Genomic DNA, 21,914 nt, shown 5'->3' on the forward strand with positions numbered 1-21,914 from the left:
GAACAGGGGTGACCATGGAATCCTTGGGGCCCATGCAGCAGAAACCGGCCCGGATCCGCATCCTCGACGCGGCGCACGAGCTCATGCTCACCATCGGCCTCGCCCGCGCCACGACCAAGGAGATCGCCAAGGCCGCGGGCTGCTCGGAGGCGGCGCTCTACAAGTACTTCCCGAGCAAGGAGGAACTGTTCGTCAACGTGCTCAAGGAACGCCTGCCCCAGCTGAAGCCGCTGCTGGCCGGCCTCGCGGCCGAGCCGGGCCGGGGCTCCCTTCTGGAGAACCTCACCGAGATCGCCCGCCAGGCGGCCCTCTTCTATGAGCAGAGTTTTCCGATCGCCGCCTCCTTGTACGCGGAAACGCAGCTCAAGCGCCGGCACGAGGAGTCGATGCGCTCCATGGGGTCGGGCCCCCACATGCCCATCCGGGGTCTCGACGCCTATCTCCGCGCCGAACAGGACGCGGGCCGGGTCCGCGCCGGGGTCGACACCTACGCGGCCGCCTCGCTCCTGCTGGGCGCCTGCGCCCAGCGCGCCTTCGCCTACGACTCCACGGAGGAGGGCAAGCCGCCGCCCGTGGACGAGTTCGCCCTGTCGATCGCCCGCACGCTGCTGGGCGGAATCTCCGTTGCGGACGAACCCTCGTGACGGTCACCCTGGCCCGATGAGACAAGCCCCCACGGCCGCGAGACGCTCCCTGTGCGGCTGAGCGTCACGGAGTTCACGCCGCGCATCGGCCCCCGGGCCTACCGGGTCGTCCAGCCGCGTCCGCCGCTGCGGCACACCACGCTCAGTGACCCCATCGAAGGCTGGGGCTACCTCGTGGGCGACCACGACGGACTCGCCCGCCTCGCCGCGCTCTTCTCGTTCGCCGCGTTCTCCCGGCACACGATCGTGTACGTCCCGCTGCGGCGGAGCATCCCCAGGGCCTACGCGCCCGGGGTGCCGGTCGACCTCGTCCTCGCCCACCGGTCGCCGGGCCTGCGGGCCTCCGCCTGGCCCGAACTGCGCCGTCGGCTGGGTGAGGGCACCCCGCTCACCGTGCGCACGAACGAGGAGCGCACCGCCGCCCACGCGGCCGCCTGGGAGGCGCGCTGGGAGCAGCGCTGGGACCGCCTCGACGTGCGGGACCGGATCCGTCCGGCCGTACACGCGGGGACGCTCTTCCTCCTCGGCGCCCGCGACACCTTCGCCTCGGCGGCCACGCAGCTGGAGGCGGCGGCCGGGTTCGGGCCGCGTGGGAAGCGGGCCGCCGAGGGGCAGGACGTGCTCGTCGCCTCCCTCACCCCGCACCTGCCGCCGTCCCGAGGCTGTCACGTCGAGCTGGACATCGGCTTCCAGGCGTATCCGCCCTACACCCACTTCAGGCGACCGGGGCGGTCAGCCAGTCGTCGATGCCCGACAGGAGCTTCTCCTTGACGTCCTTGGGGGCCGCCGTGGCCCGCACCGACTGGCGTGCGAGCTCGGCCAGTTCCGCGTCCGTGAAGCCGTGGTGGTGGCGTGCCAGCTCGTACTGGGCGGCCAGCCGGGAGCCGAACAGCAGGGGGTCGTCGGCGCCGAGGGCCATCGGGACGCCGGCTTCGAAGAGGGTGCGCAGGGGGACGTCCTCGGCCTTCTCGTAGACCCCCAGGGCGACGTTCGACGCCGGGCACACCTCGCAGGTGATGCCGCGGTCCGCGAGGCGCTTCAGCAGCCGGGGGTCCTCGGCGGCGCGCACACCGTGCCCGATCCGGGTGGCGTGCAGGTCGTCCAGGCAGTCGCGGACCGACGCCGGGCCGGTCAGCTCGCCGCCGTGGGGCGCGGACAGCAGACCGCCGTCCCGCGCGATCGCGAAGGCCCGGTCGAAGTCCCGCGCCATGCCCCGCCGCTCGTCGTTGGAGAGCCCGAAGCCGACGACGCCGCGGTCCGCGTAGCGCACGGCGAGCCGGGCCAGGGTGCGGGCGTCCAGCGGGTGCTTCATGCGGTTCGCGGCCACCAGGACGCGCATCCCGAGCCCGGTCTCCCGCACGGCCGAGTCCACCGCGTCCAGGATGATCTCCAGGGCGGGGATGAGCCCGCCCAGCCGGGGCGCGTACGAGGTCGGGTCGACCTGGATCTCCAGCCAGCCGGAGCCGTCCCTCAGGTCCTCCTCGGCGGCCTCGCGCACCAGCCGCTGGATGTCCTCGGGCTCTCTGAGGCAGGACCGCGCCGCGTCGTACAGCCGCTGGAAGCGGAACCAGCCGCGCTCGTCGGTCGCCCGCAGCCTGGGCGGTTCGCCGCTGGTCAGGGCCTCGGTGAGGGCTTCGGGCAGCCGGACGCCGTACTTGTCGGCCAGCTCCAGCACGGTGGTGGGCCGCATCGAACCGGTGAAGTGCAGGTGCAGATGGGCTTTCGGCAGTTCAGAGAGATCACGTACGCGCTCCATTCCAGGATCCTGCCGTACGTTCCCGCCGTGTCGGTAGCGCTTTCCTCGTTAGTGGTCTTGCTCGCACGAAGAAGCGGGCCGTCTCCCCCCGGGGGAAACGGCCCGCACACACGCGTGGAGCGCGAAAACGTCAGTCCCGTGCCTCGGCCAGGAGCTTCTGGATCCGGCTGACGCCCTCGACGAGATCCTCGTCACCCAGGGCGTACGACAGGCGCAGGTACCCCGGGGTGCCGAAGGCCTCACCCGGGACGACCGCGACCTCGGCCTCCTCCAGGATGAGCGCGGCCAGCTCGACCGTGTCCTTGGGGCGCTTGCCGCGGATCTCCTTGCCGACGAGGGCCTTGACCGAGGGGTACGCGTAGAAGGCGCCCTCGGGCTCGGGGCAGAGCACGCCGTCGATCTCGTTGAGCATCCGCACGATGGTCTTGCGGCGGCGGTCGAAGGCCTCGCGCATCTCGGCGACGGCCGTCAGATCGCCGGAGACGGCGGCGAGGGCGGCGACCTGGGCGACGTTGGACACGTTCGAGGTGGCGTGCGACTGGAGGTTGGTCGCGGCCTTGACGACGTCCTTCGGGCCGATGACCCAGCCCACGCGCCAGCCCGTCATGGCGTACGTCTTCGCGACGCCGTTCACGACGATGCACTTGTCGGCGAGCTCGGGGACGACCACCGGGAGGGAGTGGAATTCCGCGTCCCCGTAGACCAGGTGCTCGTAGATCTCGTCCGTCAGGACCCACAGGCCCTTCTCGGCGGCCCAGCGGCCGATCTCCTCGATCTGCTCGCGGCTGTAGACCGCGCCCGTCGGGTTGGACGGGGAGACGAAGAGCAGCACCTTGGTGTTCTCGGTGCGGGCGGCCTCCAGCTGCTCGACCGAGACGCGGTAGCCGGTGGTCTCGTCGGCGACGACCTCGACCGGGACACCGCCGGCGAGACGGATCGACTCCGGGTACGTCGTCCAGTAGGGCGCCGGGACGATGACCTCGTCGCCCGGGTCGAGGATCGCGGCGAAGGCCTCGTAGATGGCCTGCTTGCCACCGTTGGTGACCAGGACCTGGGCGGCCTCCACCTCGTAGCCGGAGTCGCGCAGGGTCTTCGCGGCGATCGCGGCCTTCAGCTCGGGGAGCCCGCCGGCCGGCGTGTAGCGGTGGTACTTCGGGTTGGAGCAGGCCTTGATGGCGGCCTGGACGATGTAGTCCGGGGTCGGGAAGTCGGGCTCACCGGCGCCGAAGCCGATCACCGGGCGCCCGGCGGCCTTGAGTGCCTTGGCCTTGGCGTCCACGGCGAGGGTGGCGGACTCGGAGATCGCGCCGACTCGGGCGGAGACCCGGCGCTCGGTGGGAGGGGTTGCAGGGCTCATGGCACCCATCGTTTCAGACTGGAAACTTCCCCGGCACGCGGGTTTCACGGACTGAACAACAAGAGAACAACCGTCCGGATCCGGATCCCTCACCGGTCGATCTTCGGCGGACAAAGCCCGTACGGACACTTTCTGTTCGACGACCGGCCCCGGACCACGTACACTCTCACCTCGTTGGCCTTCACCGGCCGCACTCATCCGATGCACACCGAGCATCCGGGTGGATGCGGTACGTTGGGGGAAACAAAGGGTCGTAGCTCAATTGGTAGAGCACTGGTCTCCAAAACCAGCGGTTGGGGGTTCAAGTCCCTCCGGCCCTGCTACACACACCTTCGCCAGGATGTGTGCGCATGTACGTACTGCAATGCACCGCCGTGCGGCTCAACCGGGCGCGGCACGGCCACGACCCGGAATCAGGTGAGGACGAGTGACGGACGCCGTGGGCTCCATCGACATGCCTGATGCCGAGGCGCCCGAGTCTCAGAAGAAGGCCCGCAAGGGCGGTAAGCGTGCCAAGAAGGGCCCGCTGAAGCGCCTTGCCACTTTCTACCGCCAGATCATCGCGGAGCTCCGCAAGGTCGTCTGGCCGACTCGCAATCAGCTGACGACGTACACCACAGTGGTGATTGTCTTCGTCGTCATCATGATTGGCCTGGTGACCGTGATTGACTATGGGCTCAACCACGCCGCCAAGTACGTCTTCGGCTGAGCCGAGAGCGAAGGGCGCCGTCACCGGCGCCCCTTTCGCGCGTTCCACCCCCATGTATCCAGGAAGAAGCAGCCACCGTGTCTGACCCGAACCTGAACGATGCCAGCGAGTCGGTCGAGTCCGTTGACGACGAGCTCGACATCGTCGAGGGCGCGGACGTCGTGGACGAGTTCGAGGCTGCCGATGCCGCCACCGGCGAGCCCGCCGAGGAAGCGGCCCTGCACGTCGAGGACGAGTCCGGTGAGGACGTCGAGGACGAGGACGTTCCCGACGAGGCCCTTGCCGTAGACGCCGAGGAAGGCGACGAGGAAGAGGCCGAAGAAGAGGCCGAACCCGTCGACCCCGTCACCGCTCTGCGCGAGGAGCTGCGCACGCTCCCCGGCGAGTGGTACGTCATCCACACCTACGCCGGTTACGAGAACCGCGTGAAGACCAACCTCGAGCAGCGCGCCGTCTCGCTGAACGTCGAGGACTTCATCTTCCAGGCCGAGGTGCCGCAGGAAGAAGTCGCGCAGATCAAGAACGGCGAGCGCAAGACGATCAAGCAGAACAAGCTCCCGGGCTACGTCCTGGTCCGCATGGACCTGACGAACGAGTCCTGGGGTGTCGTCCGCAACACTCCCGGTGTCACCGGCTTCGTGGGCAACGCCTACGACCCGTACCCGCTGACGCTGGACGAGATCGTCAAGATGCTCGCCCCGGAGGCCGAGGAGAAGGCCGCCCGTGAGGCCGCCGAGGCCGAGGGCAAGCCCGCTCCGCAGCGCAAGCTCGAAGTCCAGGTGCTGGACTTCGAGGTCGGCGACTCGGTCACCGTCACGGACGGCCCGTTCGCCACGCTGCAGGCGACCATCAACGAGATCAACGCCGACTCCAAGAAGGTCAAGGGCCTGGTGGAGATCTTCGGTCGCGAGACCCCGGTCGAGCTTTCGTTCGACCAGATCCAGAAGAACTAGCAGCTTCTGGACGTACGTCTTCCGAACAGGTCAGACGGGCTCACGCAGCCCGTCTGACCTGCTCGGTTTTTGGCCGCGCATGGATACCCGTTATCGTTGTGCGGTATGCCTCCATCCGGATGAACCGGACGGAAGCTGAAAACTCTCACTAGGACCCGGAGAGAGCACATGCCTCCCAAGAAGAAGAAGGTCACGGGGCTTATCAAGCTCCAGATCCAGGCCGGCGCGGCCAACCCGGCTCCGCCGGTCGGTCCGGCGCTGGGCCAGCACGGCGTCAACATCATGGAGTTCTGCAAGGCCTACAACGCCGCGACGGAGTCGCAGCGCGGTTGGGTCATCCCGGTGGAGATCACGGTCTACGAAGACCGCTCCTTCACCTTCATCACCAAGACTCCGCCGGCCGCCAAGATGATCCTCAAGGCCGCGGGTGTCGAGAAGGGCTCCGGCGAGCCGCACAAGACCAAGGTCGCCAAGATCACCCAGGCGCAGGTCCGCGAGATCGCCACCACGAAGATGCCCGACCTCAACGCCAACGACCTGGACGCCGCGTCGAAGATCATCGCCGGCACCGCCCGTTCCATGGGCATCACGGTCGAGGGCTGACACCCACCTTCGTAGGAACCATGCGGCGCGAGCCGCACGTGGCAGGGCCTGCTCGGTCCGTACCACGACTCCTCAGAACACATCAGGAGCAGTAGTGAGCAAGCGCAGCAAGTCTCTCCGCGCTGCGGACGCCAAGATCGACCGGGAGAAGCTCTACGCCCCGCTCGAGGCCGTCCGTCTCGCCAAGGAGACCTCCACGAGCAAGTTCGACGGCACCGTCGAGGTCGCCTTCCGCCTGGGTGTAGACCCGCGCAAGGCCGACCAGATGGTCCGCGGCACCGTGAACCTCCCGCACGGCACCGGTAAGACCGCCCGGGTCCTGGTCTTCGCGACCGGTGACCGTGCCGAGGCCGCACTCGCCGCGGGCGCCGACATCGTCGGCTCCGACGAGCTCATCGACGAGGTGTCGAAGGGCCGTCTGGACTTCGACGCCGTCGTCGCCACCCCGGACCTCATGGGCAAGGTCGGCCGTCTGGGCCGTGTCCTCGGCCCGCGTGGTCTGATGCCGAACCCGAAGACCGGCACCGTGACCCCGGACGTGGCCAAGGCCGTGACCGAGATCAAGGGCGGCAAGATCGAGTTCCGCGTCGACAAGCACTCGAACCTGCACTTCATCATCGGCAAGACCTCCTTCGACGAGGCCAAGCTGGTGGAGAACTACGGCGCCGCGCTGGACGAGATCCTTCGTCTGAAGCCGTCCGCCGCCAAGGGTCGCTACATCAAGAAGGCCGCGATCAGCACCACGATCGGCCCCGGCGTTCCGGTCGACCCGAACCGCACCCGCAACCTCCTCGTCGAGGAGGACCCGGCCGCCGTCTGAGCCTTCCGCTCACCACGGTGACCGCGTCGCATACGCGTTCTTGGCACGGGCCCCGCAACCTTTCGAGGTGCGGGGCCCGTCCCCATTCCTGGATACGTGTGTCAGTGGGCTGCGTTAGCGTGCAGCTCTCAGGATTCGCATAGGGGTGGGACGAATGAAGAGCACGCGCGTGCGCCGAGTGACCTTTTCGATCGCGCTGGTGAGCGCGCTGGCGGGGGTGGCCGCCTGTTCCTCGGGCTCCTCCGGAGGCTCCGGCAAGGACGACAAGGCGGCCCAGGGCACGACTCACGTCAGCCCCATAGCGGCCCTCCAGTCGGCCGAGAAGTCCACCGACGGCGCCGACTCCGCCAGGATCGAGTCCACGACGAGCCTGGGCACGCTGATGTCCATGAAGTCGGGCGGCTCCATGAGCTGGGGCAGCGGCCTCACCGGTGACATGACGATCACGTACACCGGCGGCACGATGGCCGAGGCGATGCGCAAGACGGGCAGCACCTCCATGCAGGCCCGCTATCTGTCGGACGCCTACTACGCCAAGATGGGCGAGGCGTTCGCCGGGCAGATGGGCGGCAAGCACTGGATCAAGTACGCGTACGACGACCTCGCGAAGATCGCGGGCGGCTCCGGCGCGTTCCTGAAGGACCAGATGCAGAACAGCTCGCCGAACCAGTCGGTGAAGCTCCTGCTGGCCTCCGGCGATGTGAAGAAGGTCGGCGACGAGACGGTCCGCGGCGAGAAGACCACGCACTACGCGGGCACGGTGAACGTGACGGACCTCGCGGCCAAGAGCTCCCACCTCACGGCGAGCCAACTCGCCGACCTCAAGAAGCAGTTCACCCAGGCCGGCATCACGACGGAGGACGTCGACATCTGGGTCAACGGCAAGGACCTGCTCGTCAAGGCGGTCTCCAAGGGCGAGTTGTCGAGCGGCACGATGTCCTCCACGACGTACTACAGCGACTACGGAGTGAAGGTCGCCGCCGTGGCGCCCCCGGCGGGAGACACGACCGATTTCAAGGACCTGCTGAAGTCACAGGGCCTGACGCCGGGCAGCGGCGACACTTCGAGCGGTTCGGGCACCACGAGCTGAGGCTCCGGGCGCCCGGAGGCCCAGGTACCAAGAAACTCAAGTACCAAGAAACTCAAAAGAATTCATGAGACCGCTGGAACCTCCCTGGGCTACGCTGCCGAAGTCTGTGTATCGCTCATGTGTTCCCTGGGGGGGATCCTGATGTTTTCTGTGCGTGACTCCGTACGTCACGGAGCGGCGGGGGCCGCGCTCGCGGCCCTGGTCCTCGCGGGGGGCGCCGTCGCCTGTGCGAAGGGCGACGAGTCGCCGAAGATGACGCCCGCGGCGGCCGTGGCCAAGGCGGCGAAGAACAGCGAGGCCATCACCTCGCTCAGCTACCGGATGACCGGCAAGGTCCCGGAGACGGGCCGCGTCGAGGCCCAGGCGTCGATGAGCATGAAGCCGCTGGCCATGAGCATGAAGATGACCGCTCTCGACCAGGGCGCCGACGGCAAGGTGGAGATCCGGGTCGTCGACGGGGCGATGTACCTGGGCGGGGGCGCGGCCGCCGCCAAGGAGATGGACGGCAAGAGCTGGATGAAGTTCGACATCTCCGGGATGGCCAAGGGTGCCAACAACTCCCCGGGCATCGACGCGAGCAAGCTCTCCGACCAGGCCGAGCAGGACCCGTCCCAGGAGTCCACGTACCTGACCGGCTCCAAGGACGTGAAGAAGGTCGGCACCGAGAAGATCGACGGCGTGCAGACCACCCACTACAACGGCACGGTCACCCTCGACGACCTCCGCGCCGAGCTCAAGAAGAAGGACAAGGCGACGCGGGACAAGCGCGAGAAGAGCCTGAAGCAGTACGAGGAGCTGGGCGCCGACAAGCTCACGATGGACATGTGGGTCGGGCCGGACGACCACACCAAGCAGGTCCGGGTGCGCGCGGCCTCCGACAAGGGCCCGCTCGACATGACCATGGTCTTCCTCGACTACAACAAGCCGGTGACGGTGAAGGCCCCGCCCGCCAAGGACACCGTCGACCTCGCGCAGCTGATGAAGGACGCCCAGAAGGGCTGATCCTGTACTGAACCGTCGCTGGGCCGAGGCGCCGTGGGGCGCTGGGCCGAGGCGCCGTCGAGTGCCGGGACGAGGCGCTGTCGAGCGGATTTGCTTGACAGCGACCCCGTCACGTACTGTTCCCCAGAAGCCAAAGACCGCTGGTCGTTGCCTTGTGCTCGCAAGAGGACGGGGCGGCCGAAGGATCCGCTGAAACTGCGGACGACCCGCGTAGGTGACCGTGGATGTGCTCCCGGAGTTCGCTTGCCCAGCTTGCGGACGTACCGGTCGAGCTACGCCCCGTGCGCCTGCGCCGGGGCGTTTCGTTTTGCCCAGCCCCTTCTGAGCGGTCCTCATCACCCGGAAGGAGGCCGACGCTCTATGGCAAGGCCCGACAAGGCTGCCGCGGTAGCCGAGCTCGCGGACCAGTTCCGCAGCTCGAACGCCGCCGTGCTGACCGAGTACCGGGGTCTCACCGTGGCGCAGCTCAAGACGCTGCGTCGTTCGCTCGGTGAAGACGCCCAGTACGCCGTGGTGAAGAACACGCTGACCAAGATTGCGGCCAACGAGGCCGGGATCTCCACGCTCGACGACCTGTTCAACGGTCCGACGGCGGTCGCGTTCATCACCGGTGACCCGGTGGTGTCCGCGAAGGGTCTTCGTGACTTCGCCAAGGACAACCCCAACCTCGTCATCAAGGGCGGTGTCCTTGACGGCAAGGCGCTGTCCGCCGACGAGATCAAGAAGCTTGCGGACCTCGAGTCCCGCGAGGTTCTGCTCGCCAAGCTGGCGGGTGCCTTCAAGGGCAAGCAGACTCAGGCTGCCCAGCTCTTCCAGGCGCTCCCCTCGAAGCTCGTCCGCACCGTGGACGCTCTTCGTGCCAAGCAGGCCGAGCAGGGCGGTGCCGAGTAATTCGGCTCGCGCATTGACCGCCGCCTGAGCAGTTCCGCCCAGGCAGTGGTCGCAGCGGGCCGAAAGTACGCCCGCCTCACATGTACATCCCGGCACCAGCCGAATAAGTGGAAGGATCGCCCATCATGGCGAAGCTCAGCCAGGAAGACCTGCTCGCGCAGTTCGAGGACATGACCCTCATCGAGCTCTCCGAGTTCGTGAAGGCGTTCGAGGAGAAGTTCGACGTCACCGCCGCCGCCGCGGTCGCCGTCGCCGGTCCGGCCGGCCCCGCCGCCGCCGTCGAGGCCGCTGAGGAGCAGGACGAGTTCGACGTCATCCTCACGGGTGCCGGCGACAAGAAGATCCAGGTCATCAAGGTCGTGCGTGAGCTGACCTCCCTGGGTCTGAAGGAGGCCAAGGACCTCGTGGACGGCGCCCCGAAGCCCGTTCTCGAGAAGGTCGCCAAGGAGGCCGCCGAGAAGGCTGCCGAGTCCCTCAAGGGCGCCGGCGCCTCCGTCGAGGTCAAGTAGTCCCACGGGCCCGCTGAGGGCCCCTCGCGAGCCGATACAGGACTTCTCGTAGACCTGTAACGCTGACGCACTGAGGAGCGATCACCCATCTGGGTGGTCGCTCTTCGGCGTTCCCGGGGGTCCGGTGGCGGCTGCCTTGCACTGTCGGTGGCGACGAGTATGGTGATCTTCGTTGTGCCTCCGGCCGAGCCCGTGACGGGCTGCAAGACGGGCTGCAAGACAGGTTGCACGTGACGATCGCGGCACTTGCTGAGGGCATGGGGGGCCTTGACGAACCGCACGCAGCGCGCAATTCTCAGGACGCGTCGTCACAACGATCCGGATCCGAGGCATGGATCGGTGACGAAGAGGGCAGTATCGATGTGCATTGAGGGCGTGGCTTGCCGCAGGTGTTGAGAACAACGATGGTCTCAAAAAACCGGGACTGGACATCAGTGGGCCTAGTGGCTACACTGACCCTTTGCGCTGCCTGTTAGCTGCCTCCTGCCCGTCACCAGGGGCATGCCCTCGCGTGAGCACCGATGACTAGATCATCCCTGACCTGGCCTTTTGGCTGAATCGGGAACGGACTGTCTCTGTGCCCACAGTGGGGGGCCGGTACGCGCGTAGTGAGTCCGAGCCCTCGGAAGGACCCCCTCTTGGCCGCCTCGCGCACTGCCTCGACCGCGAATACGAACAACGGCGCCAGCACCGCCCCGCTGCGCATCTCCTTTGCAAAGATCAAGGAGCCCCTCGAGGTTCCGAACCTTCTTGCGCTGCAAACCGAGAGCTTCGACTGGCTGCTCGGCAACGACGCGTGGAAGGCTCGTGTCGAGGCGGCTCTGGACAACGGACAGGACGTCCCCACGAAGTCCGGTCTGGAGGAGATCTTCGAGGAGATCTCCCCGATCGAGGACTTCTCCGGGTCGATGTCCCTGACGTTCCGGGACCACCGCTTCGAGCCTCCGAAGAATTCCATCGACGAGTGCAAGGACCGCGACTTCACGTACGCGGCCCCGCTCTTCGTCACCGCCGAGTTCACCAACAACGAGACCGGCGAGATCAAGTCCCAGACGGTCTTCATGGGCGACTTCCCGCTCATGACCAACAAGGGCACCTTCGTCATCAACGGCACCGAGCGTGTCGTGGTGTCGCAGCTCGTCCGCTCGCCGGGCGTCTACTTCGACTCCTCCATCGACAAGACGTCCGACAAGGACATCTTCTCCGCGAAGGTCATCCCGTCCCGGGGTGCCTGGCTGGAGATGGAGATCGACAAGCGCGACATGGTCGGTGTCCGCATCGACCGCAAGCGCAAGCAGTCCGTCACCGTTCTCCTGAAGGCTCTCGGTTGGACGACCGAGCAGATCCTCGAGGAGTTCGGCGAGTACGAGTCCATGCGCGCCACCCTGGAGAAGGACCACACCCAGGGCCAGGACGACGCGCTGCTCGACATCTACCGCAAGCTGCGTCCGGGCGAGCCCCCGACCCGCGAGGCCGCGCAGACGCTTCTTGAGAACCTCTACTTCAACCCGAAGCGCTACGACCTCGCGAAGGTCGGCCGTTACAAGGTCAACAAGAAGCTGGGCGGCGAGGCCCCGCTGGACGCCGGCATCCTGACCGTCGAGGACATCATCTCGACGATCAAGTACCTGGTGAAGCTGCACGCCGGTGAGACCGAGACCGTCGGTGACAACGGCACGCAGATCGTCGTCGAGACGGACGACATCGACCACTTCGGCAACCGTCGTCTGCGCAACGTCGGCGAGCTCATCCAGAACCAGGTCCGCACGGGTCTGGCTCGTATGGAGCGCGTCGTCCGCGAGCGCATGACGACCCAGGACGTCGAGGCGATCACGCCGCAGACCCTGATCAACATCCGGCCGGTCGTCGCCTCCATCAAGGAGTTCTTCGGCACCAGCCAGCTGTCGCAGTTCATGGACCAGAACAACCCGCTGTCGGGTCTCACCCACAAGCGCCGTCTGTCGGCTCTTGGCCCGGGTGGTCTCTCCCGTGAGCGGGCCGGCTTCGAGGTCCGTGACGTGCACCCCTCGCACTACGGCCGCATGTGCCCGATCGAGACCCCTGAAGGCCCGAACATCGGTCTGATCGGCTCGCTCGCCTCCTACGGCCGGGTCAACGCGTTCGGTTTCGTCGAGACGCCGTACCGCAAGGTCACCGGCGGTGTCGTCACCGACGAGGTCGACTACCTCACGGCCGACGAAGAGGACCGATTCGTCATCGCGCAGGCCAACGCGCCGCTGACGGACGAGCTCCGCTTCGAGGAGTCCCGCGTCCTGGTCCGCCGTCGTGGCGGAGAGGTCGACTACGTCCCCGGTGAGGACGTCGACTACATGGACGTCTCGCCGCGCCAGATGGTGTCGGTCGCGACCGCCATGATCCCGTTCCTCGAGCACGACGACGCCAACCGTGCCCTCATGGGCGCGAACATGATGCGTCAGGCCGTTCCGCTCATCAAGTCCGAGGCGCCGCTGGTCGGCACCGGCATGGAGTACCGCTGCGCGGTCGACGCCGGTGACGTACTGAAGTCGGAGAAGGACGGTGTGGTCCAGGAGGTCTCCGCGGACTACGTCACCACCGCCAACGACGACGGCACGTACACCACGTACCGCCTGCACAAGTTCTCCCGCTCGAACCAGGGCACCTCCGTCAACCAGAAGGTTGTCGTGGACGAGGGCGCCCGGGTCGTCGCCGGTCAGGTTCTGGCCGACGGTCCGGCGACCGAGAACGGCGAGATGGCGCTCGGCAAGAACCTGCTCGTGGCGTTCATGCCGTGGGAGGGTCACAACTACGAGGACGCGATCATCCTGTCGCAGCGCCTCGTGCAGGACGACGTCCTCTCCTCGATCCACATCGAGGAGCACGAGGTCGACGCCCGTGACACCAAGCTCGGCCCCGAGGAGATCACCCGGGACATCCCGAACGTCTCCGAGGAGGTCCTCGCCGACCTCGACGAGCGCGGCATCATCCGCATCGGTGCCGAGGTCGTCGCCGGCGACATCCTGGTCGGCAAGGTCACGCCCAAGGGTGAGACCGAGCTGACCCCGGAGGAGCGCCTGCTCCGCGCGATCTTCGGTGAGAAGGCGCGCGAGGTGCGCGACACCTCGCTGAAGGTGCCGCACGGCGAGATCGGCAAGGTCATCGGCGTCCGCGTCTTCGACCGTGAAGAGGGCGACGAGCTGCCGCCGGGCGTGAACCAGCTGGTTCGTGTCTACGTGGCGCAGAAGCGCAAGATCACGGACGGTGACAAGCTCGCCGGCCGCCACGGCAACAAGGGTGTCATCTCGAAGATCCTGCCGATCGAGGACATGCCGTTCCTGGAGGACGGCACCCCGGTCGACATCATCCTCAACCCGCTCGGTGTCCCGTCCCGAATGAACCCGGGACAGGTTCTGGAGATCCACCTCGGCTGGCTCGCCAGCCGCGGCTGGGACGTCTCCGGTCTCGCCGACGACTGGGCGCAGCGCCTGCAGGCCATCGAGGCCGACGTGGTCGCCCCGGGCACCAACGTCGCCACACCCGTCTTCGACGGTGCGCGTGAGGACGAGCTGGCCGGTCTGCTGAACCACACGATCCCGAACCGCGACGGCGAGCGCATGGTGCTTCCGTCCGGCAAGGCGCCGCTGTTCGACGGCCGCTCCGGCGAGCCGTTCCCGGAGCCGATCTCGGTCGGCTACATGTACATCCTCAAGCTCCACCACCTGGTCGACGACAAGCTCCACGCCCGCTCGACCGGTCCGTACTCGATGATCACCCAGCAGCCGCTGGGTGGTAAGGCCCAGTTCGGTGGCCAGCGCTTCGGTGAGATGGAGGTGTGGGCGCTGGAGGCATACGGCGCCGCTTACGCCCTCCAGGAGCTGCTGACCATCAAGTCCGACGACGTGACCGGCCGCGTGAAGGTCTACGAGGCCATCGTCAAGGGCGAGAACATCCCCGAGCCCGGCATCCCCGAGTCCTTCAAGGTGCTCATCAAGGAGATGCAGTCTCTCTGCCTCAACGTGGAGGTGCTGTCCAGCGACGGTATGTCCATCGAAATGCGTGACACCGACGAGGACGTCTTCCGCGCGGCGGAGGAGCTCGGCATCGACCTGTCCCGGCGCGAGCCGAGCAGCGTCGAAGAGGTCTGACGGGAGTTCGGCGGGCCTTTGAACGCCCTTGGAAAAGGTGCAGAAGGCCCGCCGGCCCCAGGACCCCCGTTTCAGACCCCAAGACTTACAACCCTGAGAGGGATTGACGCATAGTGCTCGACGTCAACTTCTTCGATGAGCTCCGGATCGGTCTGGCCACCGCTGACGACATCCGTCAGTGGAGCCACGGCGAGGTCAAGAAGCCCGAGACCATCAACTACCGCACCCTCAAGCCCGAAAAGGACGGACTCTTCTGCGAGAAGATCTTCGGTCCGACCCGGGACTGGGAGTGCTACTGCGGTAAGTACAAGCGTGTCCGCTTCAAGGGCATCATCTGTGAGCGCTGCGGCGTCGAGGTCACTCGCGCCAAGGTGCGTCGTGAGCGGATGGGCCACATCGAGCTGGCCGCTCCCGTCACCCACATCTGGTACTTCAAGGGCGTTCCGTCGCGTCTGGGCTACCTGCTCGACCTCGCCCCGAAGGACCTCGAGAAGGTCATCTACTTCGCGGCGTACATGATCACGTTCGTCGACGAGGAGCGCCGCACCCGCGACCTGCCCTCGCTGGAGGCGCACGTCTCCGTCGAGCGTCAGCAGATCGAGAACCGTCGCGACGCCGACCTCGAGGCCCGCGCCAAGAAGCTCGAGACCGACCTGGCCGAGCTCGAGGCCGAGGGTGCCAAGGCCGACGTGCGCCGCAAGGTGCGCGAAGGTGCCGAGCGTGAGATGAAGCAGCTGCGTGACCGTTCGCAGCGCGAGATCGACCGTCTCGACGAGGTGTGGACCCGCTTCAAGAACCTGAAGGTCCAGGACCTTGAGGGTGACGAGCTCCTCTACCGCGAGCTGCGTGACCGCTTCGGCACGTACTTCGACGGTTCGATGGGTGCCGCGGCGCTGCAGAAGCGCCTGGAGTCCTTCGACCTCGACGAGGAGGCCGAGCGCCTCCGCGAGATCATCCGCACCGGCAAGGGCCAGAAGAAGACCCGTGCGCTCAAGCGCCTCAAGGTCGTCTCCGCGTTCCTGCAGACCAGCAACAGCCCCAAGGGCATGGTGCTCGACTGCGTGCCGGTCATCCCGCCGGACCTGCGTCCGATGGTGCAGCTGGACGGTGGCCGCTTCGCGACCTCCGACCTGAACGACCTGTACCGCCGCGTGATCAACCGCAACAACCGTCTGAAGCGACTCCTTGACCTCGGTGCCCCCGAGATCATCGTGAACAACGAGAAGCGCATGCTTCAGGAGGCCGTCGACGCGCTCTTCGACAACGGCCGTCGTGGTCGCCCCGTCACGGGCCCCGGCAACCGTCCGCTGAAGTCCCTCAGCGACATGCTGAAGGGTAAGCAGGGTCGATTCCGTCAGAACCTGCTCGGCAAGCGTGTGGACTACTCCGCGCGTTCCGTGATCGTCGTCGGTCCGCAGCTGAAGCTGCACCAGTGTGGTCTGCCCAAGGCCATGGCGCTGGAGCTCTTCAAGCCGTTCGTGATGAAGCGCCTGGTCGACCTGAACCACGCGCAGAACATCAAGAGCGCCAAGCGGATGGTCGAGCGCGGCCGCACGGTCGTGTACGACGTCCTGGAAGAGGTCATCGCGGAGCACCCGGTTCTGCTGAACCGTGCGCCCACGCTGCACCGCCTCGGCATCCAGGCCTTCGAGCCGCAGCTGGTCGAGGGCAAGGCCATCCAGATCCACCCGCTCGTCTGCACCGCGTTCAACGCGGACTTCGACGGTGACCAGATGGCCGTCCACCTGCCGCTCTCCGCGGAGGCGCAGGCCGAGGCCCGCATCCTGATGCTGTCCTCGAACAACATCCTCAAGCCCGCCGACGGCCGTCCGGTGACGATGCCGACCCAGGACATGGTCCTCGGTCTGTTCTTCCTCACCACCGACGGCGAACTCCGCGACGTCAAGGGCGAGGGCCGCGCGTTCGGCTCCACGGCCGAGGCGACGATGGCGTTCGACGCCGGGGAGCTCGCGCTCCAGTCGGCCGTCGACATCCGCTTCCCGGTGGGCACCATCCCGCCGCGCGGCTGGACCCCGCCGGCGCAGGAGGAGGGCGAGCCCGAGTGGCAGCAGGGTGACACCTTCCGCCTCCGTACGACCCTGGGCCGTGCGCTCTTCAACGAGCTGCTGCCCGAGGACTACCCGTTCGTCGACTACTCGGTGGGCAAGAAGCAGCTCTCCGAGATCGTCAACGACCTGGCCGAGCGCTACCCCAAGGTCATCGTGGCGGCGACGCTCGACAACCTGAAGGCGGCGGGCTTCTACTGGGCGACCCGTTCCGGCGTCACCGTGGCCATCTCCGACGTCGTCGTTCCCGAGGCGAAGAAGGAGATCGTCAAGGGCTACGAGGCGCAGGACGAGAAGGTCCAGAAGCAGTACGAGCGCGGTCTGATCACCAAGGAAGAGCGCACTCAGGAGCTCATCGCGATCTGGACCAAGGCGACCAACGAGGTCGCCGAGGCGATGAACGCGAACTTCCCGAAGACGAACCCCATCTTCATGATGGTCGACTCGGGTGCCCGAGGAAACATGATGCAGATGCGTCAGATCGCCGGTATGCGCGGTCTGGTGTCGAACGCCAAGAACGAGACGATCCCGCGTCCGATCAAGGCCTCCTTCCGTGAGGGCCTGTCGGTGCTGGAGTACTTCATCTCGACGCACGGTGCTCGTAAGGGTCTGGCGGACACGGCTCTGCGTACCGCCGACTCGGGTTACCTCACCCGTCGTCTGGTCGACGTCTCCCAGGACGTCATCATCCGCGAGGAGGACTGCGGCACCGACCGTGGCCTCAAGCTGCACATCGCGGAGCGCGGCGCGGACGGTGTCCTGCGCAAGGCGGAGAACGTCGAGACCAGCGTGTACGCACGTGCGCTGGCCGAGGACATCACCGTCGACGGCAGGGTGCTGGCCCCGGCCAACACCGACCTCGGCGACGTCCTCATCGACGAGCTGGTCAAGCACGGCATCGAGGAGGTCAAGACCCGCTCGGTCCTGACCTGCGAGTCCGCCGTCGGCACCTGCGCCATGTGCTACGGCCGTTCGCTGGCCACCGGCAAGCTGGTCGACATCGGTGAGGCGGTCGGCATCATCGCCGCCCAGTCCATCGGTGAGCCCGGTACCCAGCTGACGATGCGTACCTTCCACACCGGTGGTGTGGCCGGTGACGACATCACCCAGGGTCTGCCCCGTGTCGTCGAGCTCTTCGAGGCTCGTACGCCCAAGGGTGTCGCCCCGATCTCCGAGGCCTCCGGCCGCGTGCGGATCGAGGAGACCGAGAAGACCAAGAAGCTCGTGGTCACCCCGGACGACGGCAGCGACGAGACGGCGTTCCCGATCTCGAAGCGCGCCCGGCTCCTGGTGTCCGAGGGCGAGCACGTCGAGGTGGGCCAGAAGCTCACCGTGGGTGCCACCAACCCGCACGACGTGCTGCGCATCCTGGGTCAGCGTGCCGTCCAGGTCCACCTGGTCGGCGAGGTCCAGAAGGTCTACAACTCGCAGGGTGTGTCGATCCACGACAAGCACATCGAGATCATCATCCGGCAGATGCTGCGCCGTGTGACGATCATCGAGTCGGGCGACGCGGAGCTGCTGCCCGGCGAGCTGGTCGAGCGCTCGAAGTTCGAGACCGAGAACCGTCGTGTGGTCCAGGAAGGCGGCCACCCGGCCTCCGGCCGTCCGCAGCTGATGGGTATCACCAAGGCCTCGCTGGCGACCGAGTCGTGGCTGTCGGCGGCGTCCTTCCAGGAGACGACCAGGGTTCTGACGGACGCGGCGATCAACGCCAAGTCCGACTCCCTGATCGGCCTCAAGGAGAACGTCATCATCGGTAAGCTCATCCCGGCCGGTACGGGTCTGTCCCGTTACCGCAACATCCGGGTCGAGCCGACCGAGGAGGCCAAGGCCGCGATGTACTCGGCCGTCGGCTACGACGACATCGACTACTCGCCGTTCGGCACCGGCTCCGGCCAGGCCGTCCCGCTGGAGGACTACGACTACGGTCCGTACAACCAGTAAGGCGTACGTCTGAAGTACTGAAGGGCGGCCACTCCGTTTCGTACGGGGTGGCCGCCCTTCGGCGTTGTCCGGTGCCGGTCGTCGTGGTCAGCGGCCGAGCTGGAGGTAGGGCTCCAGGGCCTGGAGCCGGGTGTAGTTGTCCGGGTGGGTGGTCAGCAGCTTGGCCAGGCCGCCCGGTTCCTTGAGCTGCCTGCCCTGCGCCGCGGCCTGCGCCTTCACGGCGTCCTCCTGGGCCTGGAAGTGGTGCAGGACCTGCGCCAGGTGGGGCGCGAAGCCGAGGTCCGCCGCCTGCCGGTCGGCACGCAGCTCGCCCTGGCGACCCACGTAGGCGAGCAGATAGGGGGCGGCGACGAGCGGCACGGTGATGTACCAGGCGGCGACGAACCCGCCGATCACGAACATCCCGATGAAGAGGTAGACCATCCCCGTCGCGGCGAGCGAGAAGACGCTCGCGACCCGGATCGCGATCCTGGCGATGCCCCGCATGAAGGCCCAGGCGATCCGGCCGGGCAGCGAGTACCAGTAGCCGAGCAGGCCCGTCCAGGCGTGACCGCCGGTGTGGTGGCCGAGTTCATGGGCGAGTACGGCGGCGAGGTTGCTGCTGGGGATCTCGTTCAGTGCGTACGTCGTGACGCCGACGACATGGCCGGCGGCCGCCACGGCGTTCAGGTCCGTGCTGTTCTCCACCATCAGCTCGTACGTGTGTGCCTCGATGCCCGCCCGGGCGGTGACCTCGCGCCAGACGGGTTCCAGACGGGCCCGTTCCTCGGCGAGCGGCGCCCTGAGCTTCATCACGTGCCGGGCGAAGGCCAGCTCGGTGGGCCGGTGGAAGACGAGCGCCCCGGAGGCCAGCCAGGCGAGGATGACCAGCCAGCCCATGGCCGTGCCGAGGATTCCCACGGCGAACGAGGCGACCACGGCGAGGCTCACCAGGAAGCCCGGGACCTGGACCGCCAGTTGCCCGATCGCGGTGGCGTCGGCACCGCGCTGGTGCGCGGCCACGTGGATGCGGGAGCCCGCGTGACGGTAGTCGAGGTCGTCGGGTGCGGGGGCCTCCGACGGTGCCGCGGGTGTGGGGGCGGCCGGGGGCGTCTGCGGTGGGACGTACGGCGGAGCGGTGGCGGTGGGCTGCGGACCGCTCGGGTACGTGGGCGTGACCCCCGGGTGGGCGGGCGGCGCCGCGGGGTACGAGGGTGCGGCCCCGGGGTACTGGGGTGCGCCGCCCGGATAGGACGGGGGCGCGGGGGTCTCCGGGTACGGGGGCGGGGGAGCGGCGGATCCGGGATACGGGGGCGAGGGAACGGCGGATCCGGGGTACGGGGGCGCGGAAGCGGCGGATCCGGGATACGGGGGCGAGGGAACGGCGGATCCGGGGTACGGGGGCGCGGAAGCGGCGGATCCGGGATACGGGGGCGAGGGAACGGCGGACCCGGGATAGGGGGGCGCGGGAACGGCGGACCCGGGGTACGGGGGCGCGGGCGTGCCCGGGTACGGGGGGTCCGGGTAGACGGGGCCGGGCTCCTGGGCGGCCGGGTCTGGTGGGTAGGACAAGGTGGGGCTCCTTCAGGATGGGGACGTCAGCCGATGAGCAGCCCGGCGGGAAGCAGCAACGTGCCCGCGCAGAAGGCGATCAGGCCGGTGCGGATCCACTGGTGCTTGCGGGCGGCGATGCGGCTGGTCTCGGTGAGCGCCGCGGTGAGACCGGCGGCGGGGTCGCGGTCGGTGTCGGCGAGAGCGGTCGCCAACTGACCTTCACGTACGGCTTGTTGGATGTCGCCGAAGAAACAGAGAGGCCGGCCCCGGGCCCATGAACTGGCGCGGTACCGGGGGAGCACCGCGAGCAGCAGCGCGAACAGGGCGAAGGCGAGGGCCAGGGCGCCGGTCCACCAGACGGCCGTACCGGGTGCGGAGAGCGAGCTCGGGGACCAGTTCCGCCCGGCCAGCAGCCCGCTGAACACCCCCGCCGTCATCCCGAGCGCCGCCACGAGCACGGACGCCTTGCTGTCGGCCCGGGCGATCTCGCCCCGCAGCTCCTCCAGCAGCCGTTCGGCGGTTCGGGTGCCGGGAGCGGTGGTGGTCACTCCGGGCCCGTCTCGGAGGACTCCGGTGCCGGAGGCGAGGGCGGATAGGCGGACGGCGCGGGCGGAATGACGGGCGTGGGAGCGACGGCCGGGGGCGGCGGGGCCTGGTCGTACGGGTTCCCGGCGGCGGGCGCGGCCGGGGGCTCGGCCTGGTACGGCCCGGGCGGCACGGTACCGGGCGCGGGCGGGACGTACGGCTGGTGGGACACGGGCGGCCCCGGCGGGGCGTAGGGGGCGCCCGGTACGCCTCCGGGGGTCGGAGCGCCGCCATAGGGCTGTGCGGCGGCCCCGTACGGCGGTGAGGGGTTGTACGGCTGCGGCTGCGAGGGGTCGTACGGCTGCTGCGGTACGCCCCCGGGCGGCGGCGCCGGTCGGCCGGGAACCGGGGGCTGTGGCGGGGCCTCCTGGCGGCTGTTGAGTTCCTTGACGACGCGCAGGGTGGAGCGGGCCGACTCGGCCTTCTGGTAGTCCTCCAGGGTGTCTCCGGCGATCAGCTCCAGCTGGCTCTCGATGGCGGAGAGCTGGTCCTTCTGGAGGGCGTTGATGACCATCCGGGTGTCCTCGGGGTGCGCGGCGAGGTGGAAGGCCCACTGGGCGACGCCCCCGTGCTGCAGGTGGTGCTGGTAGAAGGCGATCTTCTGGGCCATCAACTCCTGGGACTGGTACTGGCGCAGCACCTCCAGCTCGTGCAACTGCTGGGCCTGGCGCAGCCGGTACTCGTGCTCGGGGTCGAGCATGTCGGCCTCGTAGCGCAGCGCCCGTTTGCGCCGTCTGTGCGCGATCGCGTCGTCGTCCAGGCGCAGCCGCACCGCGCACGTGACCGCGAGCCCGATGCCGTCGGCGAAGACGCCGCTCTCGACCGCGTACTGGACCTCGGCCTCGGCGTCCCGGCTGTCCTCGATGGAGAACCGGCGGCTCACCGGTCGCGCCAGCTGGTGGAGTTCACGGGCGAGCCGCGTGGGCACATCACGTTCGCCGCCGGCCACGTACGCGATCGGGTCCGAGACGCGCCAGGTCAGATCGGCGGTGGCGCCGAACGAGAACGCGTCGTCGTCGCTGGGCAGTTCGAGTTCCAGCTGGACCGGGTGGCTGCCCATGTCGACCTCGTAGACCGAGGTGTAGCGGCGGGTCGCGGCGTCCGTGCGGCTGGGCCGGTGCGGGGGCATGTACGCGTCGTAGCCGCCGCCCGCGGTGGCGAACACCAGTGCGTGGTCGATCGCGGAGACCGGCCGCCGGGCCGTGTAGTCGAAACGGGAGATCGGCCGCACGGTGAGAACCGGGTCGATCAGCGTGGTGTGCCGGTCGGCCTGTTGCTGCCACTCCGGCGGGCGGCGGAATTCCGCCATGGGTCAACTCCTCGTA

17 protein-coding genes and 1 tRNA gene are annotated in these 21,914 nt (G+C 68.0%); 13 read left to right on the top strand and 5 right to left on the bottom strand.

Annotation, left to right across the window (positions count from 1 at the left end; all coding sequences use genetic code 11):
• The first annotated feature begins 32 nt into the window (after nucleotides 1–32).
• Both FNV62_RS30160 and FNV62_RS30165 read left to right on the top strand, forming a co-directional pair.
• Nucleotides 33–644, top strand: a complete 612-nt coding sequence (locus FNV62_RS30160; RefSeq protein WP_060901508.1) for a TetR/AcrR family transcriptional regulator — start codon at nucleotides 33–35, stop codon at nucleotides 642–644.
• Between the two features lie 51 nt (nucleotides 645–695).
• Nucleotides 696–1,415: a hypothetical protein gene (locus FNV62_RS30165; RefSeq protein ID WP_143627786.1), complete on the top strand. Its 720-nt coding sequence runs from the start codon at nucleotides 696–698 to the stop codon at nucleotides 1,413–1,415.
• Here the strand turns inward: FNV62_RS30165 and FNV62_RS30170 are convergent.
• Both FNV62_RS30170 and FNV62_RS30175 read right to left on the bottom strand, forming a co-directional pair.
• The gene (locus FNV62_RS30170; RefSeq protein ID WP_097285828.1) at nucleotides 1,360–2,400 is read right to left on the bottom strand and encodes an adenosine deaminase; all 1,041 of its coding nucleotides are present in this window, start codon (nucleotides 2,398–2,400) and stop codon (nucleotides 1,360–1,362) included. The two genes, FNV62_RS30165 and FNV62_RS30170, sit on opposite strands and share 56 nt — an antisense overlap.
• A gap of 130 nt (nucleotides 2,401–2,530) precedes the next feature.
• The gene (locus FNV62_RS30175; protein ID WP_143627788.1) at nucleotides 2,531–3,757 is read right to left on the bottom strand and encodes a pyridoxal phosphate-dependent aminotransferase; all 1,227 of its coding nucleotides are present in this window, start codon (nucleotides 3,755–3,757) and stop codon (nucleotides 2,531–2,533) included.
• Between the two features lie 247 nt (nucleotides 3,758–4,004).
• Here FNV62_RS30175 and FNV62_RS30180 point away from each other — a divergent pair.
• From FNV62_RS30180 to FNV62_RS30230, 11 genes are all read left to right on the top strand, one after another.
• Nucleotides 4,005–4,077: transfer RNA gene (locus tag FNV62_RS30180), tRNA-Trp, on the top strand.
• A gap of 107 nt (nucleotides 4,078–4,184) precedes the next feature.
• Nucleotides 4,185–4,466 carry a preprotein translocase subunit SecE gene (gene secE / locus FNV62_RS30185; protein WP_060901504.1) on the top strand — a complete coding sequence of 94 codons (282 nt, stop codon included), beginning with the start codon at nucleotides 4,185–4,187 and terminating at the stop codon, nucleotides 4,464–4,466.
• A gap of 77 nt (nucleotides 4,467–4,543) precedes the next feature.
• Entirely contained in the window at nucleotides 4,544–5,419 is an 876-nt protein-coding gene (gene nusG / locus FNV62_RS30190) for a transcription termination/antitermination protein NusG (RefSeq protein ID WP_099921156.1), read from the top strand.
• A gap of 168 nt (nucleotides 5,420–5,587) precedes the next feature.
• Nucleotides 5,588–6,022, top strand: a complete 435-nt coding sequence (gene rplK / locus FNV62_RS30195) for a 50S ribosomal protein L11 (RefSeq protein WP_030359033.1) — start codon at nucleotides 5,588–5,590, stop codon at nucleotides 6,020–6,022.
• Between the two features lie 94 nt (nucleotides 6,023–6,116).
• Nucleotides 6,117–6,842, top strand: a complete 726-nt coding sequence (gene rplA / locus FNV62_RS30200; RefSeq protein WP_060901502.1) for a 50S ribosomal protein L1 — start codon at nucleotides 6,117–6,119, stop codon at nucleotides 6,840–6,842.
• Nucleotides 6,843–6,996: 154 nt separating this feature from the next.
• A complete protein-coding gene (locus FNV62_RS30205) occupies nucleotides 6,997–7,932 on the top strand; it encodes a hypothetical protein (RefSeq protein WP_097285831.1) in 936 nt (311 codons plus the stop codon).
• Between the two features lie 150 nt (nucleotides 7,933–8,082).
• Complete coding sequence (locus FNV62_RS30210) at nucleotides 8,083–8,934, top strand: DUF1396 domain-containing protein (protein WP_164331953.1); 852 nt, start codon at nucleotides 8,083–8,085, stop codon at nucleotides 8,932–8,934.
• A 360-nt stretch (nucleotides 8,935–9,294) separates the two neighbouring features.
• The gene (gene rplJ / locus FNV62_RS30215; protein WP_060901499.1) at nucleotides 9,295–9,825 is read left to right on the top strand and encodes a 50S ribosomal protein L10; all 531 of its coding nucleotides are present in this window, start codon (nucleotides 9,295–9,297) and stop codon (nucleotides 9,823–9,825) included.
• A gap of 125 nt (nucleotides 9,826–9,950) precedes the next feature.
• A complete protein-coding gene (rplL, locus tag FNV62_RS30220) occupies nucleotides 9,951–10,334 on the top strand; it encodes a 50S ribosomal protein L7/L12 (RefSeq protein ID WP_143602606.1) in 384 nt (127 codons plus the stop codon).
• 638 nt (nucleotides 10,335–10,972) lie between these two features.
• Nucleotides 10,973–14,458, top strand: coding sequence for a DNA-directed RNA polymerase subunit beta (gene rpoB, locus FNV62_RS30225; protein WP_060901497.1), 3,486 nt, complete (start codon nucleotides 10,973–10,975; stop codon nucleotides 14,456–14,458).
• 113 nt (nucleotides 14,459–14,571) lie between these two features.
• Complete coding sequence (locus FNV62_RS30230) at nucleotides 14,572–18,471, top strand: DNA-directed RNA polymerase subunit beta' (RefSeq protein ID WP_060901496.1); 3,900 nt, start codon at nucleotides 14,572–14,574, stop codon at nucleotides 18,469–18,471.
• 87 nt (nucleotides 18,472–18,558) lie between these two features.
• On the opposite strand, the gene FNV62_RS30235 is transcribed toward FNV62_RS30230, so the two are convergent.
• Genes FNV62_RS30235 through FNV62_RS30245 form a run of 3 tightly spaced genes read right to left on the bottom strand, consistent with a single transcriptional unit; the run spans nucleotide 18,559 to nucleotide 21,898 of the window.
• Entirely contained in the window at nucleotides 18,559–20,022 is a 1,464-nt protein-coding gene (locus FNV62_RS30235) for a M48 family metalloprotease (RefSeq protein ID WP_144315701.1), read from the bottom strand.
• Between the two features lie 26 nt (nucleotides 20,023–20,048).
• Nucleotides 20,049–20,552 (bottom strand): Pycsar system effector family protein, encoded by a 504-nt coding sequence (locus tag FNV62_RS30240; RefSeq protein WP_143627794.1) that lies wholly within the window; start codon nucleotides 20,550–20,552, stop codon nucleotides 20,049–20,051.
• Nucleotides 20,549–21,898, bottom strand: coding sequence for a PE-PGRS family protein (locus tag FNV62_RS30245; protein WP_186003116.1), 1,350 nt, complete (start codon nucleotides 21,896–21,898; stop codon nucleotides 20,549–20,551). The genes FNV62_RS30240 and FNV62_RS30245 overlap by 4 nt, the downstream gene beginning before the upstream one ends.
• Between the last annotated feature and the right edge of the window lie 16 nt (nucleotides 21,899–21,914).

The sequence above is a fragment of the Streptomyces sp. RLB3-17 genome (genome assembly GCF_007113425.2).
Lineage (GTDB): Bacteria > Actinomycetota > Actinomycetes > Streptomycetales > Streptomycetaceae > Streptomyces > Streptomyces mirabilis_D.

What these genes read in the sequence shown, in the direction of transcription:
- FNV62_RS30160 (WP_060901508.1), top strand. Translation starts at nt 33, where the DNA reads ATGCAGCAGAAACCGGCCCGGATCCGCATCCTCGACGCGGCGCACGAG.
- FNV62_RS30205 (WP_097285831.1), top strand. Translation starts at nt 6,997, where the DNA reads ATGAAGAGCACGCGCGTGCGCCGAGTGACCTTTTCGATCGCGCTGGTG.
- rplL (WP_143602606.1), top strand. Translation starts at nt 9,951, where the DNA reads ATGGCGAAGCTCAGCCAGGAAGACCTGCTCGCGCAGTTCGAGGACATG.
- rplJ (WP_060901499.1), top strand. Translation starts at nt 9,295, where the DNA reads ATGGCAAGGCCCGACAAGGCTGCCGCGGTAGCCGAGCTCGCGGACCAG.
- rplK (WP_030359033.1), top strand. Translation starts at nt 5,588, where the DNA reads ATGCCTCCCAAGAAGAAGAAGGTCACGGGGCTTATCAAGCTCCAGATC.
- FNV62_RS30175 (WP_143627788.1), bottom strand. Translation starts at nt 3,757, where the DNA reads ATGAGCCCTGCAACCCCTCCCACCGAGCGCCGGGTCTCCGCCCGAGTC.
- FNV62_RS30245 (WP_186003116.1), bottom strand. Translation starts at nt 21,898, where the DNA reads ATGGCGGAATTCCGCCGCCCGCCGGAGTGGCAGCAACAGGCCGACCGG.
- FNV62_RS30170 (WP_097285828.1), bottom strand. Translation starts at nt 2,400, where the DNA reads ATGGAGCGCGTACGTGATCTCTCTGAACTGCCGAAAGCCCATCTGCAC.